Origin of the sequence: Propionibacterium freudenreichii subsp. freudenreichii (assembly GCF_000940845.1) — a bacterium.
Classification (GTDB): Bacteria; Actinomycetota; Actinomycetes; order Propionibacteriales; family Propionibacteriaceae; genus Propionibacterium; species Propionibacterium freudenreichii.
This window is the reverse complement of the sequence record NZ_CP010341.1, coordinates 1,211,678-1,225,446: the sequence shown is the minus strand read 5'-3', so window position 1 is coordinate 1,225,446 and position 13,769 is coordinate 1,211,678. Positions and strand designations below refer to the sequence as shown.

General features: G+C 67.6%; 10 protein-coding genes. 1 reads left to right on the top strand and 9 read right to left on the bottom strand.

Annotated elements, in window-relative coordinates:
• Positions 1 to 206: 206 nt before the first annotated feature.
• A complete protein-coding gene (metH, locus tag RM25_RS05205) occupies positions 207 to 3,698 on the bottom strand; it encodes a methionine synthase (protein WP_080774489.1) in 3,492 nt (1,163 codons plus the stop codon).
• A 127-nt stretch (positions 3,699 to 3,825) separates the two neighbouring features.
• Here metH and RM25_RS05200 point away from each other — a divergent pair, with 127 nt between their 5' ends.
• Positions 3,826 to 4,656, top strand: coding sequence for a PAC2 family protein (locus tag RM25_RS05200; RefSeq protein ID WP_013161031.1), 831 nt, complete (start codon positions 3,826 to 3,828; stop codon positions 4,654 to 4,656).
• Between the two features lie 100 nt (positions 4,657 to 4,756).
• Here RM25_RS05200 and RM25_RS05195 read toward each other — a convergent pair whose 3' ends face one another.
• The 8 genes from RM25_RS05195 to gmk all read right to left on the bottom strand — a co-directional run bounded on the left by RM25_RS05195 (position 4,757) and on the right by gmk (position 13,768).
• Entirely contained in the window at positions 4,757 to 6,088 is a 1,332-nt protein-coding gene (locus tag RM25_RS05195; RefSeq protein ID WP_044636146.1) for a C1 family peptidase, read from the bottom strand.
• A 59-nt stretch (positions 6,089 to 6,147) separates the two neighbouring features.
• Positions 6,148 to 6,816 carry a ribulose-phosphate 3-epimerase gene (rpe, locus tag RM25_RS05190; protein ID WP_013161033.1) on the bottom strand — a complete coding sequence of 223 codons (669 nt, stop codon included), beginning with the start codon at positions 6,814 to 6,816 and terminating at the stop codon, positions 6,148 to 6,150.
• A 28-nt stretch (positions 6,817 to 6,844) separates the two neighbouring features.
• Positions 6,845 to 8,164 carry an RsmB/NOP family class I SAM-dependent RNA methyltransferase gene (locus tag RM25_RS05185; RefSeq protein ID WP_013161034.1) on the bottom strand — a complete coding sequence of 440 codons (1,320 nt, stop codon included), beginning with the start codon at positions 8,162 to 8,164 and terminating at the stop codon, positions 6,845 to 6,847.
• A 142-nt stretch (positions 8,165 to 8,306) separates the two neighbouring features.
• A complete protein-coding gene (fmt, locus tag RM25_RS05180; RefSeq protein WP_044636145.1) occupies positions 8,307 to 9,254 on the bottom strand; it encodes a methionyl-tRNA formyltransferase in 948 nt (315 codons plus the stop codon).
• Positions 9,255 to 9,331: 77 nt separating this feature from the next.
• On the bottom strand, positions 9,332 to 11,353 hold the full coding sequence (locus tag RM25_RS05175) for a primosomal protein N' (protein ID WP_044636144.1): 2,022 nt from the start codon (positions 11,351 to 11,353) through the stop codon (positions 9,332 to 9,334).
• A 110-nt stretch (positions 11,354 to 11,463) separates the two neighbouring features.
• Positions 11,464 to 12,654 carry a methionine adenosyltransferase gene (gene metK, locus RM25_RS05170; RefSeq protein ID WP_013161037.1) on the bottom strand — a complete coding sequence of 397 codons (1,191 nt, stop codon included), beginning with the start codon at positions 12,652 to 12,654 and terminating at the stop codon, positions 11,464 to 11,466.
• 65 nt (positions 12,655 to 12,719) lie between these two features.
• The gene (rpoZ, locus tag RM25_RS05165) at positions 12,720 to 13,088 is read right to left on the bottom strand and encodes a DNA-directed RNA polymerase subunit omega (RefSeq protein WP_044636143.1); all 369 of its coding nucleotides are present in this window, start codon (positions 13,086 to 13,088) and stop codon (positions 12,720 to 12,722) included.
• 59 nt (positions 13,089 to 13,147) lie between these two features.
• Entirely contained in the window at positions 13,148 to 13,768 is a 621-nt protein-coding gene (gene gmk, locus RM25_RS05160; protein ID WP_044636142.1) for a guanylate kinase, read from the bottom strand.
• Position 13,769 lies beyond the last annotated feature (1 nt).

The window sequence follows — 13,769 nt, the reverse complement described above, 5'->3', positions numbered from 1 at the left end:
AACCCAGTGCGGCCGATAGGACGCACACCCGCGGGAACCCAGTGCGGCCGATAGGACGCACACCCGCGGAAACCCGTGCGACCGATAGGACGCACACACGCGGAAACCCGTGCGACCGATAGGACGCAGTTGGGGGGTGGGTCCGTGGACCCACCCCCCAACTTGCTGCGTCCATCCCGGTCAGGTCATTGACCCGGCCGCCCCACTCAGGTGTTGAAGTACTTGGCCTCGGGATGAGTGACGACGATGGCGTCGGTGGACTGTTCGGGATGCAGCTGGAACTCCTCGCTCAGGTGCACGCCGATGCGGTCGGGCTGCAGCAGGTCCTCGATCAGGGAGCGTTGGTCCAGGTCGGGGCAGGCGCCATAGCCGAAGCTGTAGCGTCCCCCGCGATAGGCCTGCTTCTGCAACATGGCGGTCATCTCGCCGTCCTCGCCGGCGATGCCCAGTTCGGTGCGGATGCGGTGGTGCCACAGCTCGGCCAATGCCTCGGCCAGTTGCACCGACAGCCCGTGGAGTTCGAGGTAGTCGCGGTAGGCATTCGCAGCGAACAGCTCGGCGGTGACCTGCGAGAACCGCTCCCCCATGGTCACCAACTGCAGGGCCACGGTGTCGGGACCGAATTCCTCGGCCTCGCGGCGATCGCGGAAGAAGTCGGCGATGCACAGGCGGCGGCCTGCCGCCTGCCGGGGGAAGTCGAAGCGACTGGCCTCGGAGTCGAGGGCTTCGGGGGTGGTGGGGTCCAGCAGGATCAGGGTGTTCCCCTGCGAGTAGCAGGGGAAATAGCCATAGACCACGCCGGGAACCGCCAGGCCCTCGGCGGCGATCCGGTCGAGCCAGCCCCGCAGGCGGGGACGTCCCTCCTGTTCGATCAGGTCGCGCGTGCCGTCGGTCTTCCTGGGTCCGCGCAATCCCCATCGTCCGGTGAACAAGGCACGCTCGTCGAGCCATTCGGTGATCTCGGCCAGTCCGATGCCCTTGGCCATCCGATTGCCGAACCACGGCGCGCGGGGCACGTCCAGAGATCCGGGCACGGGGCGTGCGACGTCGGAGCGCACCGGCCCACCGTCGGCCGGTTCGACCGTGGCGCGCGGCCTGGCGACCACGCGGTGCTTGCGCGGCTCGGGCAGGGCCGCGTCCGGATCGCCGTGCTTGATCGCCATCACGGAATCCATCAGGCTGAGCCCCTCGAAGGCATCCTTCGCATAGCGCACCTGCCCGGAGAAGTCGCGCTGCAGGTCGTCCTCGACGAAGGTGCGGGTCAGGGCGGCACCGCCGAGCATCACGGGGAAGTCCTTGCCCACCCCGAGTCGGTCGAGCTCGGCGAGGTTGTCCTTCATCACCATCGTCGACTTCACCAACAGGCCACTCATCCCGATGGCGTCGGCGTGGTTCTGCTTCGCCGCCTCGACGATGGCGCTGATCGGCTGCTTGATGCCCAGGTTCACCACGGTGTAGCCGTTGTTGGACACGATGATGTCGACCAGGTTCTTGCCGATGTCGTGGACATCGCCCTTGACGGTGGCGAGCACCAGGGTGCCCTTCCCCGCCTCGTCAGTGGAATCCATGTGGGGTTCCAGGTGCGCGACGGCCCGCTTCATCGTCTCGGCGGACTGCAGGACGAACGGGAGCTGCATCTGGCCCGACCCGAAGAGCTCCCCGACGGTCTTCATGCCCTCGAGCAGGTCGGAATTGAGGATGTCGAGTGCCCCGCGGGTGCGCAGGGCCTCGTCGAGGTCGTCGGTGAGTCCGTTGGTGTCGCCGTCGATGATGCGCTGGCGCAACCGTTCGTTCAGTGGCAGCGCGGCGAGTTCGGCGGCGTGCTCGGCGCGCACATCGGCCGACGAGACGCCGGCGAACATGTCGAGCATCCTGGTCAACGGGTCGTAGTCGGGGGTGCGGCGATCGTAGATCAGGTCCAGGGCGACCTGTCGCTGTTCGGGATCGATGCGTTCCATCGGCATGATCTTGGCGGCCCGCACGATCGCCGAGTCCAGTCCTGCCTCGACCGCCTCGTGCAGGAACACCGAGTTGAGTACGACGCGGGCGGCCGCGTTCAGCCCGAAGGAGATATTGGACACGCCCAGGGTGGTGCCGGCCCGTGGATGGCGGCGCTTGAACTCGGAGATGGCGTTGAGCGTCTCCAGTCCGTCGCGGCGGGTCTCCTCCTGGCCGGTGGCGATCGGGAAGGTGAGGCAGTCGACGAGGATGTCTCCCTCGTCCATGCCCCAGGTGCCCACGAGTTGATCGACCAGTCGCTCGGCGATGGCGACCTTGCGTTCGGCGGTGCGGGCCTGGCCCTCCTCGTCGATCGTCAGGGCGACCACGGCGGCGCCGTGCTCGGCGATGATCGGCATCAGGCGGGCAAACCGGGATCCGGGCTGGTCCCCGTCCTCGAAGTTGACTGAGTTGATGATGCACCGTCCGGCCAGGTGCTCGAGGCCCGAGCGGATGACCTCGGGCTCGGTGGAATCCAGCATCACCGGCAGCGTCACTGCTGTGGAGAACCGTTGTGACAGCTCGGCCATGTCGTCGACGCCGTCGCGTCCCACGTAGTCGACGCACAGGTCGAGGCAGTGGGCGCCTTCCCGACTCTGTGCCTTGGCCAGGTCGATGCAGGTCTCCAGGTCTCCGGCGAGCATGGCCTCGCGGAAGGCCTTGGACCCGTTCGCATTGGTCCGCTCCCCCACGGCCAGGTAGCTGGTCTCCTGGCGCAGCTCCACCTCGGAGTAGAGGCTGGACACAGTGTTGACCAGTTCCGGGTCGCGGTGCTCCACGGGTCGGTGGGCGCCGAGCGCGGCACGCAGCCGCGCGATGTGCTCGGGGGTGGTGCCGCAGCATCCGGCGACGATCGCCAGCCCGTAGCGTTCGACGTAGTCGAGTTGTGCCCGGGCGAACTCATCGGGTCCCAGCGGGTAGACCGCCCCGTCGGCGGTCAGTTCGGGCAGCCCGGCATTCGGCATGGCCATCACGGCGCAGTCGGCGTGGGCCGACAGATAGCGCAGGTGCTCGCTCATCTCGGTGGGGCCGGTGGCGCAATTGAGCCCGATGACGTCCACGCCCAGTGGTGCCAGGCTCGTCAGGGCAGCCCCGGTCTCGCTGCCCAGCAGCATGGTGCCGGTCGTCTCCACCGTGATGTCCACGATGATCGGGAGGTCGACGTGGGCGTCGCGTGCGGCGCGCCTGGCGCCGATCACGGCCGCCTTGGCCTGCAGCAGGTCCTGGCAGGTTTCGATCTGGACCGCGTCCACACCGCCGTCGATCATGGCCGAGACCTGGGTGTAGTAGGCGTCACGCAGGGTGACGAAGTCGATGTGGCCCAGGGTCGGCAGCTTGGTGCCCGGCCCGATGGAACCGAACACCCAGTGGCCGGGGCCGGCCTCGTCGGCGGCCTGACGGGCAAGGCGTGCGCCGGCACCGGCCAGCTCGGCCAGGCGATCGGTGATTCCGTATTCCCCCAGGGCGGCGGCATTCGCCCCGAAGGTATTGGTTTCGATGACGTCTGAACCGGCGGCCAGATAGGCGCGATGGATATCGAGGATCACATCGGGGCGCGTGACATTGAGGATCTCGTTACAGCCATCGTGTCCCTCGAAATCGTCCGGCCCGAGAACGGCGGCCTGGAGCATGGTTCCCATGGCCCCGTCACCGAGAATCACCTCGTGGCCGAGCACTTCGCGTAGATCCCTGTTTTGCACGGCGCCCAGCCTAGACGGTGGCGCGTGGTGCCCGGTCCGGTCCCGGCCGTGGACGTGGCGCTGGTGGCGAAACGCCGCCGGTTGGCGGGCGGTGCGACCCTGTGTCGTGTCGAACTAGTCTTGGCGCATGGCAGACACGTGGAGCACCTTGCGCGATCCGGTGGTGATCGCCGCCTTCGAGGGTTGGAATGACGCCGCCGACGCTGCCTCAGAGGTGGTCAATCACCTGACCGACACCTATCCGACCGATCTCATCTGGGAGCTCGACAGCGAGGACTACTACGATTTCCAGACCACCCGACCGAAGGTCGAGATGGTCAATGGCCGGTCGACGTTGCGCTGGCCGACGATCCGCATGTCCGTGGTCCACATGCCCCATCGTGATCTGGTGGCGATCTCCGGACCCGAGCCGAACCTTCGGTGGCGCAGCTTCTGCCGCATCCTGGTGTCGACGTTCCGGGCCTGCAACCCGACGATGGTCATCATCCTCGGCGCGATGCTCACCGACAGTCCGCATTCGCGTCCCCTGCCGGTGAATGCCTCATCGTCGGACAATCGGATCATTGCCGGCCTGGGCATCGAGCCGAGCCAGTATGAGGGGCCGACGGGCATTGTCAGCGCGCTGGCCGACGAATGCCGCAAGCAGCGTCTGGAGTGCGTGAGCCTGTGGGCGTCGGTTCCGCACTATGTCTCGGGTTCACCCAACCCGAAGGCGACGTTGGCGTTGCTGGGCCGGGTCGAGGACCTCCTCGACGAGGCCATTGACCTGGGCGACCTGCCCGAACTCACCAGGGCGTGGCAGCGTGGCGTCGACGAGCTGGCCGATGAGGATCCCGACGTGGCCGAATACATCCAGGGCCTGGAGGAGCAGCAGGACGCCGAGCAGCTACCCGGCAGCACGGGTGACGCGTTGGCCGCCGACTTCCAGCGGTATCTGAGGCACCGGCGCACCCGCTGACGCCGGCCCGGCACTGCCGGGATGCGGGCGAGCGTGAACATGTGAAGGAGGGCCTCCCCACAAGGGGAGGCCCTCCTTCACATGTGGCTCCGGGCGGTGCTCAGGCCAGGGCACCCATGGGGTCCCACAACGGCAGCACCTTCGGCTCGGTGGCCAGTGTGTCGCGCAATGACTGGTCCAGTGAGGCCTTCGGCACGGCCACCTCGAACACGTACTGGTCGAACCAGGAATCGTTCATGGTGAAGAAGCCCTTGTCGGCGTGGTCATCGCCCCACGAGTTCTCCACGCGCCAGCGACGGGGCGCGTCGTCCAGCAGGTCAACCCCGGTGAACATCATGGCGTGGGTCATGGCCGATGCCCCACTGACCATCCGATCGGCCTTGGTGGTGTCCATATCGATGCCGTACAGACCCTCATAATCGTGGAGATGGAGGTCCCAGTAGCCGATATCGCGATCGAACTGGGGCAGCACATCGCAGCCGAACCACACCGGGTGGCCGGCGCGGATCTGATCAATCGTGATCTTCTTGATGGCGTCGATCTCCACATTGAGATAGCGGATCGGGCGTCCACCGACGACATTTCCCAGGTGGTCAACCGTGAGCATGGTGTTGAATCCGGAGCTCGTGCGGGGATCGTTGACCAGGCAGACGAAGTCGTCCAGGTTGATGGGGACGACCGTGTCGGCGAACTCACGCGGGGTGAGCTGGCCCACGCGGGTGAAGGCATTGTCCTTGTCGCGGTACTGCCACAGGAAGCTCGCCGGGGGCGTGCCCAGGTGGATTGACAGCACGCGGTGGACCTGCGTGAGAATCGATTCGCGCGCCGCATCAGCCTGGCCGCGGTCCGCTGCCCCACGCACGATGAGCGCCCCGCGCCGCAGGATTTCCTCAAGGCGTCGGTTCATCACCCGCGTGCTCGAGCTGGAGTCCGTCTCGGGCATTGCGTACTTCGGTACGACGCCATATTTGTTGACCAGCGACACGAACATGTCCCACTGGCCGCCATCGCTGATCGGGTCGGAGAGCATCTGGTGCACGGTGCGATCGTCGATGTCGCGATCGGACATCTCGGCCATCGACGCCAGGAACCAGTTGGCCTTCTCGAGCTTGTCAAAGAAGTGCAGGTAGTTCTGGCTGAGTTCGAAGTCGGGGGTCAGCTTCAGGTCGTTGATCAGGTGGCTGCGCAGCAGGTTCAACCCGCTGAACAGCCAGCAGCGCCCGCTCTGCTTCTGATTGGAGACCTTCCAGGTGTCCACCTTGTCCGACACCGAGGTGTCGATCGAGGTGAGCACTTGGCGGTCAAGGCTCAGCTTGTCGGCGTTGGTGGTCGAAACCGCGTTCTGCGCCACCCGTGCGGTGGGATCGGCGGTGAACCGTGCCGTGAGGTCTGCGTAGCGGTCAAGACTGAATTCAGAGTTCGGTGATGTCACGAACTTCAGGCTATCCGAGACCGCGGAAAAGGCCAGCCCACCGGCAGCCGGGACGCCACTCAGTGGCTGTGGGCGGCCTGCATCGCGGTCTGCCGCAGCGTGGTGACCATCTCGTCGGGATCGGTTGCCCGGAAGACGGCGGTCCCGGCCACGAAGACATCCGCACCCGCCTCGGCGCATCGACCGATCGTGTCGACGCTGACGCCCCCATCGACCTGGATGGCGAGTTCCACACCGCTGGCCGCGGCAATGGCGCGGGTGCGGCGGATCTTGGGCAGCATGATGTCGAGGAACTTCTGGCCACCGAAGCCCGGCTCGACGGTCATGATGAGCACCTGGTCGAATTCGGCGATGAGATCGGCGAAGGGCTCGATGGGCGTGGCAGGGCGCAGGGCCAGCGATGCCGCCGATCCCAGGCGACGAATCTCACGCGCCAGGCGCACCGGCGCCGAGGTCGCCTCGGCGTGGAAGGTCACCGACTCACACCCGGCCTCGGCGTACTGCGGGGCCCAGCTGTCGGCATCCTCGATCATCAGGTGGATGTCGAAGGGCAGCTTGGTGTGGCGCTGCAGCGAGGACACCACCGGCAGGCCCAGCGTCAGGTTCGGCACGAAATGGTTGTCCATCACGTCGATGTGCACCGCATCGGCGCTGGGGATGCGGGCGACCTCGCCGGCGAGGTCGGCCAGATCGGCATTGAGGACACTGGGGGTAATACGCATGGACACGCTTTCAGTCTAGGGATTGGCGGGGGTCTCAGCGCTTGCGCAGCAGGGCCATGAACATGGCATCCGTGCCGTGGCGATGTGGCCACAGCTGGATGAACCGTGCATCGGTGGACGCGGCGGCCCCCGGCACCTCGGGGATGAGCGCGGGCGCGTCGAGGATCTCGAAGCGGGAGGTGTCGGCCAGGACGATATCGGCGGACTCCATGCGGTGCGGCGAGCAGGTGACATAGGCCACCACGCCCCCGGGCCGGCAGGCATCCAGGGCGCTGGACAGCAGGGAGCGCTGCAGGTCGCCGAGCTCGACCAGGTCGTCAACGTCCTTGCGCCAGCGCGCGTCGGGACGCCGACGCAGGGCACCGAGTCCCGAACAGGGCACATCGGCCATCACCAGGCCGAAGGAATCGCGCTGCCAGGCGGGTGCGGTGCCATCGGCGCAGATGGTCTCATGCCCCTCGGCGGGATAGCGCCGCAGGGACTGGGCGACGAGGTGGGCGCGGTGCGGCTGAACCTCACTGGCGGTGAGGAAGGCACCGTGCTCAGGTGCCATCCCCCGCAACAGGGCGGACTTGCCTCCCGGGCCCGCGCACATGTCCAGCCAGGGCAGGTCGCGGGGGATGTCGGCCCTGGTGGCGGCCAGGCAGATGAGTTGGCTGCCCTCGTCCTGCACACCGGCGCGACCGTCGCGGACGGCGCCCAGGTCGCCGGGGTTGCCCGGTCGGATGACTCCCCACGGCGACCACCGCGTCGGGTCACCGCCGTCACGTAGGAGGTCCTTGCGCTTGTACAGGCCCGGCCGCACGACCAGCGTTGGAACGGGGGCAATATTGTCGGCGGCCAGGGCGGCGTCCACTTCCTCGGTGGGGAGCAGGTCCTGGTAGGCGTCCACGATCCAGTCCGGGTGCCCGCTCACCAGGCAGCGGAAGTCCTGCTCGTCGTAGGCGAGTTGGCGGCACCAGGCCTCCAGGTCATGCGCGGCGACCTTGCGCATGATGGCGTTCGCCAGGCCGGCCACGCGCTCCCCCACCACGATGGCGGCCAGGTCGACGGTGGTGTCCACTGCGGCCCGGTCGGGGATGCGCATGCCCAGCAGCTGGTGGGCGCCCAGCCGCAGGGCATCCACGATGTCGGGCTGCAGGTCGTTGAGATCCCGGCCGGAGGCCTGCGCCAGGATCGCGTCATAGGTGCCCAGCATCCGACAGGTGCCGTAGGCCAGTTCGGTGACGAAGGCCGCGTCGCGCCCGGTGAGTTCCTGGTCGTTGATGGCCTGACGGGTGGCAAGGTTCGCATAGGCGCCCCGCCGATCAACCTCACGCAGGATCTCGAACGCCGTGCGCCGGGGCCGGTCCATCGGGCGGCGCGGAGTTCCATCGCGATTGAATTCGCGTCGGGCTCCGGGGCGGTCCGTCGAGGGCCTGCGCCGGTCCCCCGCGGACCTGTCGCGGGCGCGACCAGAATCCCGGCCCGCCGCCCTGTGGTCGCTGTGTCGTTGCTCACTCATGGTCTGCCGCCTCGAATCGGATACCGGGAGTTGGTCGTGCCCCGCGCGCCCAATCGGCGCCCGACATCGACTTCTTGCCGAAGTCACGCACTTGGATCAGTTCCACTGCACCGTCACCGCAGCCCACCCACAGGTGCTTGTTCGTGGCGCGCAGCTCCCCGGGCAGCAGCGCCGTGCCGGCACCCGTGTCGCCGGCCGGCGCCACGCGCAATACCTTGAAGTGGCGGCCCGACAGGACCGACCATGCCCCGGGGGCCGGGTTGGTCCCGCGAACCAGGTTGACGATGCGCGTCGCGGGCTGGCGCCAGTCGATCCGGGCATCATCCACGCTGACCTTGGCGGCGATGCTCACCCCGTCGTCGTCCTGTTCAACCGGTTCGAGGCCTGCGGTGATGTCGGCAAAGGTCTCCACGAGCACGTCCGCGCCGATCACCGACAGTCGGTCGAGGAGCTCGCCTGCCGTCTCATCGGGGCCGATCGGAACCCGCACGGAACGATAGAGGGGTCCGGCATCGAGTTTCTTCACGATGCGGAAGGTGGTGACGCCGGTCTGCGTGTCACCGGCCATCAATGCCCGCTGTACCGGTGCGGCGCCACGCCATGCCGGCAACAGGGAGAAGTGCAGGTTGATCCATCCGTCGGGAACCAGATCGAGCAACGACTGCGGCAGCAGTCCCCCGTACGCGACGACGGCGCAGGCCCGGGGGGAAAGCCGGGCGAGTTGGTCGGCGAACCCGGGGTCGCGGGGATGCTCCGGTTTCAGCACCGCGATGCCCATCTCCTCGGCGGCCCGGGCGACGGGCGAGGAGACCAGCTGCTTACCCCGTCCGGAGCGTGCATCGGGACGCGTCACCACCGCCGCGATCTCGTGACCGGCGCGGGACAGGGCACGCAGGCTCGGTACCGCCAGGTCCGGTGTTCCGGCGAAGACAATCCGCATCCGTTGAAGCCTTTCGTTGTTGGCAAGGGTCAAGACTACCGAGCCGGGTGGAAGCACTCTGGTGGCCGTCGGGTGGCTCAGAACAACTCGATCGGATCGACACGCACCCGCACTGCGCCCGGTCGCTTCCTGGCGCTGCGGATCGACAGCGCCCGTCGGGCCGCAACGATCAGTTCACCGCCCATGGTCCGGTCGATGCGCACCATGAGTCGCCACAGTTGTTCGGTGGATCCCGGGGTGGAATCGGCGATTGGCACAGGACCAAGTTCCTGGGCGTCGGAGGGCCATTCGACCACGGAGCGGAAGTCGGCCAAGGTCTTCTCATCGGCCTCCACGGCCACCATCCTGACCGCCGGCGGAAATCCCGCTGCCTGCCGATCAGACAGTTCCCGCTCGGCGAAGCCGGCCGGGTCGAGGCGCACTAGGGCCTGCACGGTGCGCTCCTCGGCGGGCCCCACCACGCTGACGGTGCCACCATGGTCGCCGGAACGCACCAGGGAGACCACCGTGAGCCAGCGGCGATAGGACTCCTCGGCCGCCCTCAGGTCAGCGCGGGTCAGCATGAGGCCGGCATCGAGCAGGACGGCGGCGGAATAGCCGGCCTCGGGCCGCGGCTCGGCACCCGGGGTGGCCACCACCAGGGCCGGTGTGGTACCCACCTGGTCGACGACCTTCTGCGCGGAGCTGCTGACCAGCCGAAAGCTCGGGAACGCCCGGCCGAGCTCCTCCGCAGTGCGCTGGGACCCCACCACCGGGGCCCGCAGTTCCCGACTGCCACACACGGGACACGACCAGTTGTTGAGGCTGCGTCCGCACCATCGACAGGTCAGTCGCCGTTGGCCCGCACCCAGCCGGTCGGCCCCAACCGGCCCCCCGCAGGTGGGGCACCGCACCGGCGTGCGGCACCGCTGACAGCTCAGCGCCACCAGATAGCCGGCGCGCGGAACCTGCACCAGGACCGGCCCGGAGAGCAGACCGGTACGGATGGTCTCGAATGCCTCCTTCGGGACGCGTGCGGCCGCAGCCATCGGGTCACGTTGCAGGTCGATGTCGGAGTCGACGGCGGCGCGCACCGGTGGGGCAAGGCGTCGGGTCCGGGCCGGGGCCAGGCCCAGGGGGACAAGCCAACCGGTCGACACCCACGCCTGCATCTCGGCGGTGCGGGCATAGGAACCGAACAACAGCGCGCAGGACTCCTGGGTTGCCCGCAGTGCCGCGACATCGCGGGCATGCGGATAGGGCGCTCGTGGCTCGGACAGCAGGTCGTCGCCGTCATCCCACAAGCAGATCACTCCCAGGTCGTGAACCGGCGCATAGCTGGCCCCCCGGGTGCCCACCAGGACGCGGGCCTGGCCGCGCGACACGGCCAGGTAGTTCCGGTAACGGGCGGCCGGCCCCAGCTCGGAGTGCAGCTCGGCGACGCAACCGGGGCCGAGCACCGCCCGCAGCACGTCACGCATCCGACGCACCCGGTCAACGTCGGGAACGATCACCAGCGCGCCATGGCCGGCCCCCACGGCGGCGCCAACGGCCTGGACGAATCCGCGTGTCCAGTCGTCGAGTCCGGATTCATCGCTTCGCCACCTGGGCAGGGCGCACCAATGGGCCCTCACCGGACGTGATTGGCCGACCGCGTCAAGGAACCGGCGGCCGTCATCCACTTCGGTGAGTCCCCCACCGGGGACGTCGCGGGCGTCGGGCGCGGGCCATGGGTTCTGCTCGGCGGCCTCCGTGGCCGCGTGACGCGGGGGCACGGCAAGGCGCATGACATCGGCGAACGTGCCTGCATAGTGATCTGCCACTGCGCGCAGCAGTGGCACCTGCTGGGCCAGGAGGACGGGCTCCGGGGAGATGACGCGGTCCAGTGGGGACAGCTTGTCCACCTCTGCCCGGGCCGGCAACCCCACCACGAAGCCATTGGCCATGCGCCCCGCGAACCTGGCCCGCACGCGGCAGCCGAGCTGGACCTGTTGGGCCAGTCGGTCCGGTATCGAGTAATCGAAGAAGCGGTCGAGGTGGGGCAGGTAGACGTCCAGCGCCAGGCGGGCGATCCCGGGATGCGTCCCGGCCCCGCCGTCCGGCTGCTGGATAGTCATCATGGCCCGATCCTAGGAGGCGCCACTGACATTTCCGCACCGGGCGATTCCGAGCCGGGCACGCCGGTGCGGCGCATCGGCCGCGACCACGTGGAGGGAACGGCGGGAAACGGTCAGCCCTTCATCGCGGCGAGCAGGGCATCTGCCCGATCGGTGAGTTCCCATCGCGCATCGGCAACCTCGCGGCCGAAGTGGCCGTAGTTGGTGAACTGGCTGAAGATCGGCCGCTTCAGGTCGAGTTGATCGATGATGGTGCGCGGGCGCAGGTCGAAGACCTGCTTCGCGGCATCACAGATGCGATCGTCGGGTGCCGCGCCGGTTCCGAAGGTGTTGACATAGAAGCTCGTGGGGTTGGCCCGCCCGATGGCATAGCTGACCTGGACCTCGCAACGCTGGGCAAGGCCGGCAGCAACGATGTTCTTGGCCACCCAGCGGGAGGCATAGGCGCCCGAGCGGTCGACCTTTGAGGGATCCTTGCCGCTGAACGCTCCCCCGCCATGGCGGGCCATGCCGCCATAGGTGTCGACGATGATCTTCCGACCGGTGAGTCCGGCATCGCCCATCGGGCCGCCGATGACGAAGGTGCCCGAGGGATTGATCAGGGTCGTCATCTCACGGGAATCGATGTCGTAGCCCTCCATCACCGGGGCAATCACCTCCTGGCGGATCTCCGGGGTGAGACGTTCCTGCAGGTCGACGCCCTCGAGGTGCTGGGTGGAGATCACCACATTGACCACGCGCACCGGCTTGAGGCCGTCATATTCGATGGTCACCTGTGTCTTGCCGTCGGGACCGAGGTCACCGAGCACGCCGGTGCGGCGCACCTCGGCCAGCCGCTGGGCGAGCCGGTGGGCCATGTGGATGGGCAGCGGCATCAGTTCAGGGGTTTCCCTGCACGCATAGCCGAACATGAGGCCCTGATCACCGGCGCCCTGCCGATCGGCGTCGTCGGTGGCCTTGTTGTTGCGTTCTTCCCAGGAGTGCTCCACGCTGTGGGCGATGTCCGGCGACTGGTTGTTCAGGGCGACCATGACGCCACAGGTCGCGCCATCGAGGCCCTTGTCGAACGAGTCGTAGCCGATCTCGAGCATCCGTGCCCGGGCCACGTCGGCGATATCGACATATGACTCGGTGGTCGCTTCCCCGGCCACGACGGCCACACCATTGCTGATGAGCACCTCGACGGCGGTATGCGACGAGGGGTCCTTACTGAGCATCTCGTCGAGCACCGCGTCACTGATCGCGTCGGCAACCTTGTCGGGGTGGCCTTCGGTGACGGACTCCGAGGTGAACAACCTGGGCATGCTGGGTCCTTCCGCCCGAGGACAGCCCGGGCATTACGCGGGTCAGTGCAGCGCAGCGCCGCAGATCAGGCGGGGTCGATTCCGCTGAAGGGATCGTCGAACTTGAAGTCGGGGTCCTTGGCGGCCTCGGCGCGTGCATTGGCCTCGGCGACCGGATCGATCTTCTTGTACTCGAGCACGCCGGACTGGATCTCACGCAGCGCGATGGACAGCGGCTTCTCCTGGACGCTGGTCTCGACCAGCGGGCCCACATTCTCCAACAGGCCCTCGCCCAGCTGCGAGTAATAGGCGTTGATCTGGCGCGCGCGCTTGGCAGCGAACAGCACCAGGCGGTACTTCGAATCGACGTGCTCGAGCAGCTCATCAACGGGCGGGTTGATGATGCCTTCGGAGCTGGGGCGGATGGAAGCAGTGCTGGTCAAGTTGAACCTCATCTTGTCGCCACAGGGCGATGGGAATCACTGGGCAGAATGGAATGGTCGAGCCGCTGGGCTCACAACCTCATTAAGTCTACCATCTCGCGCACCGTCGTTCCGATCTCCCTATTGACCACGACATGGTCGAACTCATCCTCGGCGTCGAGTTCGTGGCGGGCGGTCCTGAGCCGACGGCTCTGCTGGTCCTGGTTCTCGGTGCCTCGTCCACGGAGCCGGTGCACCAGCTCCTCCCAGCTGGGAGGGGCCAGGAAGATCTCGACGGCCTGGGGATAGCTGTGCCGCACCTGGCGGGCACCCTGCAGGTCGATCTCGAGGATCACCGGACGCCCTTCGCGCAGCGCGCGCTCAACGGGCTCGCGCGGCGTACCGTAGCGGTCGCCATGCACACCGGCCCACTCCAGGAGCCCGCCGGAGGTGACCAGCTCGTCGAACTGGGCGTCGTCAAGGAAGTAGTACGACACCCCATCGACTTCACCCGGACGCGGTTTGCGCGTGGTGGCGGAACAGGAAACGAAGATCTCGGGATGAATTCGGCGCAGCCGCTCGACGATGGTCCCCTTACCGACGGCCGTCGGGCCGGAGATCACATAGACGCGAGGGCTGAGCCGCTCCGCACCATTCGCCCGTGGGACAGCCTCGGGTTGATGTTCCCGGGCGCTTGGTGCGGTGTCATTCATC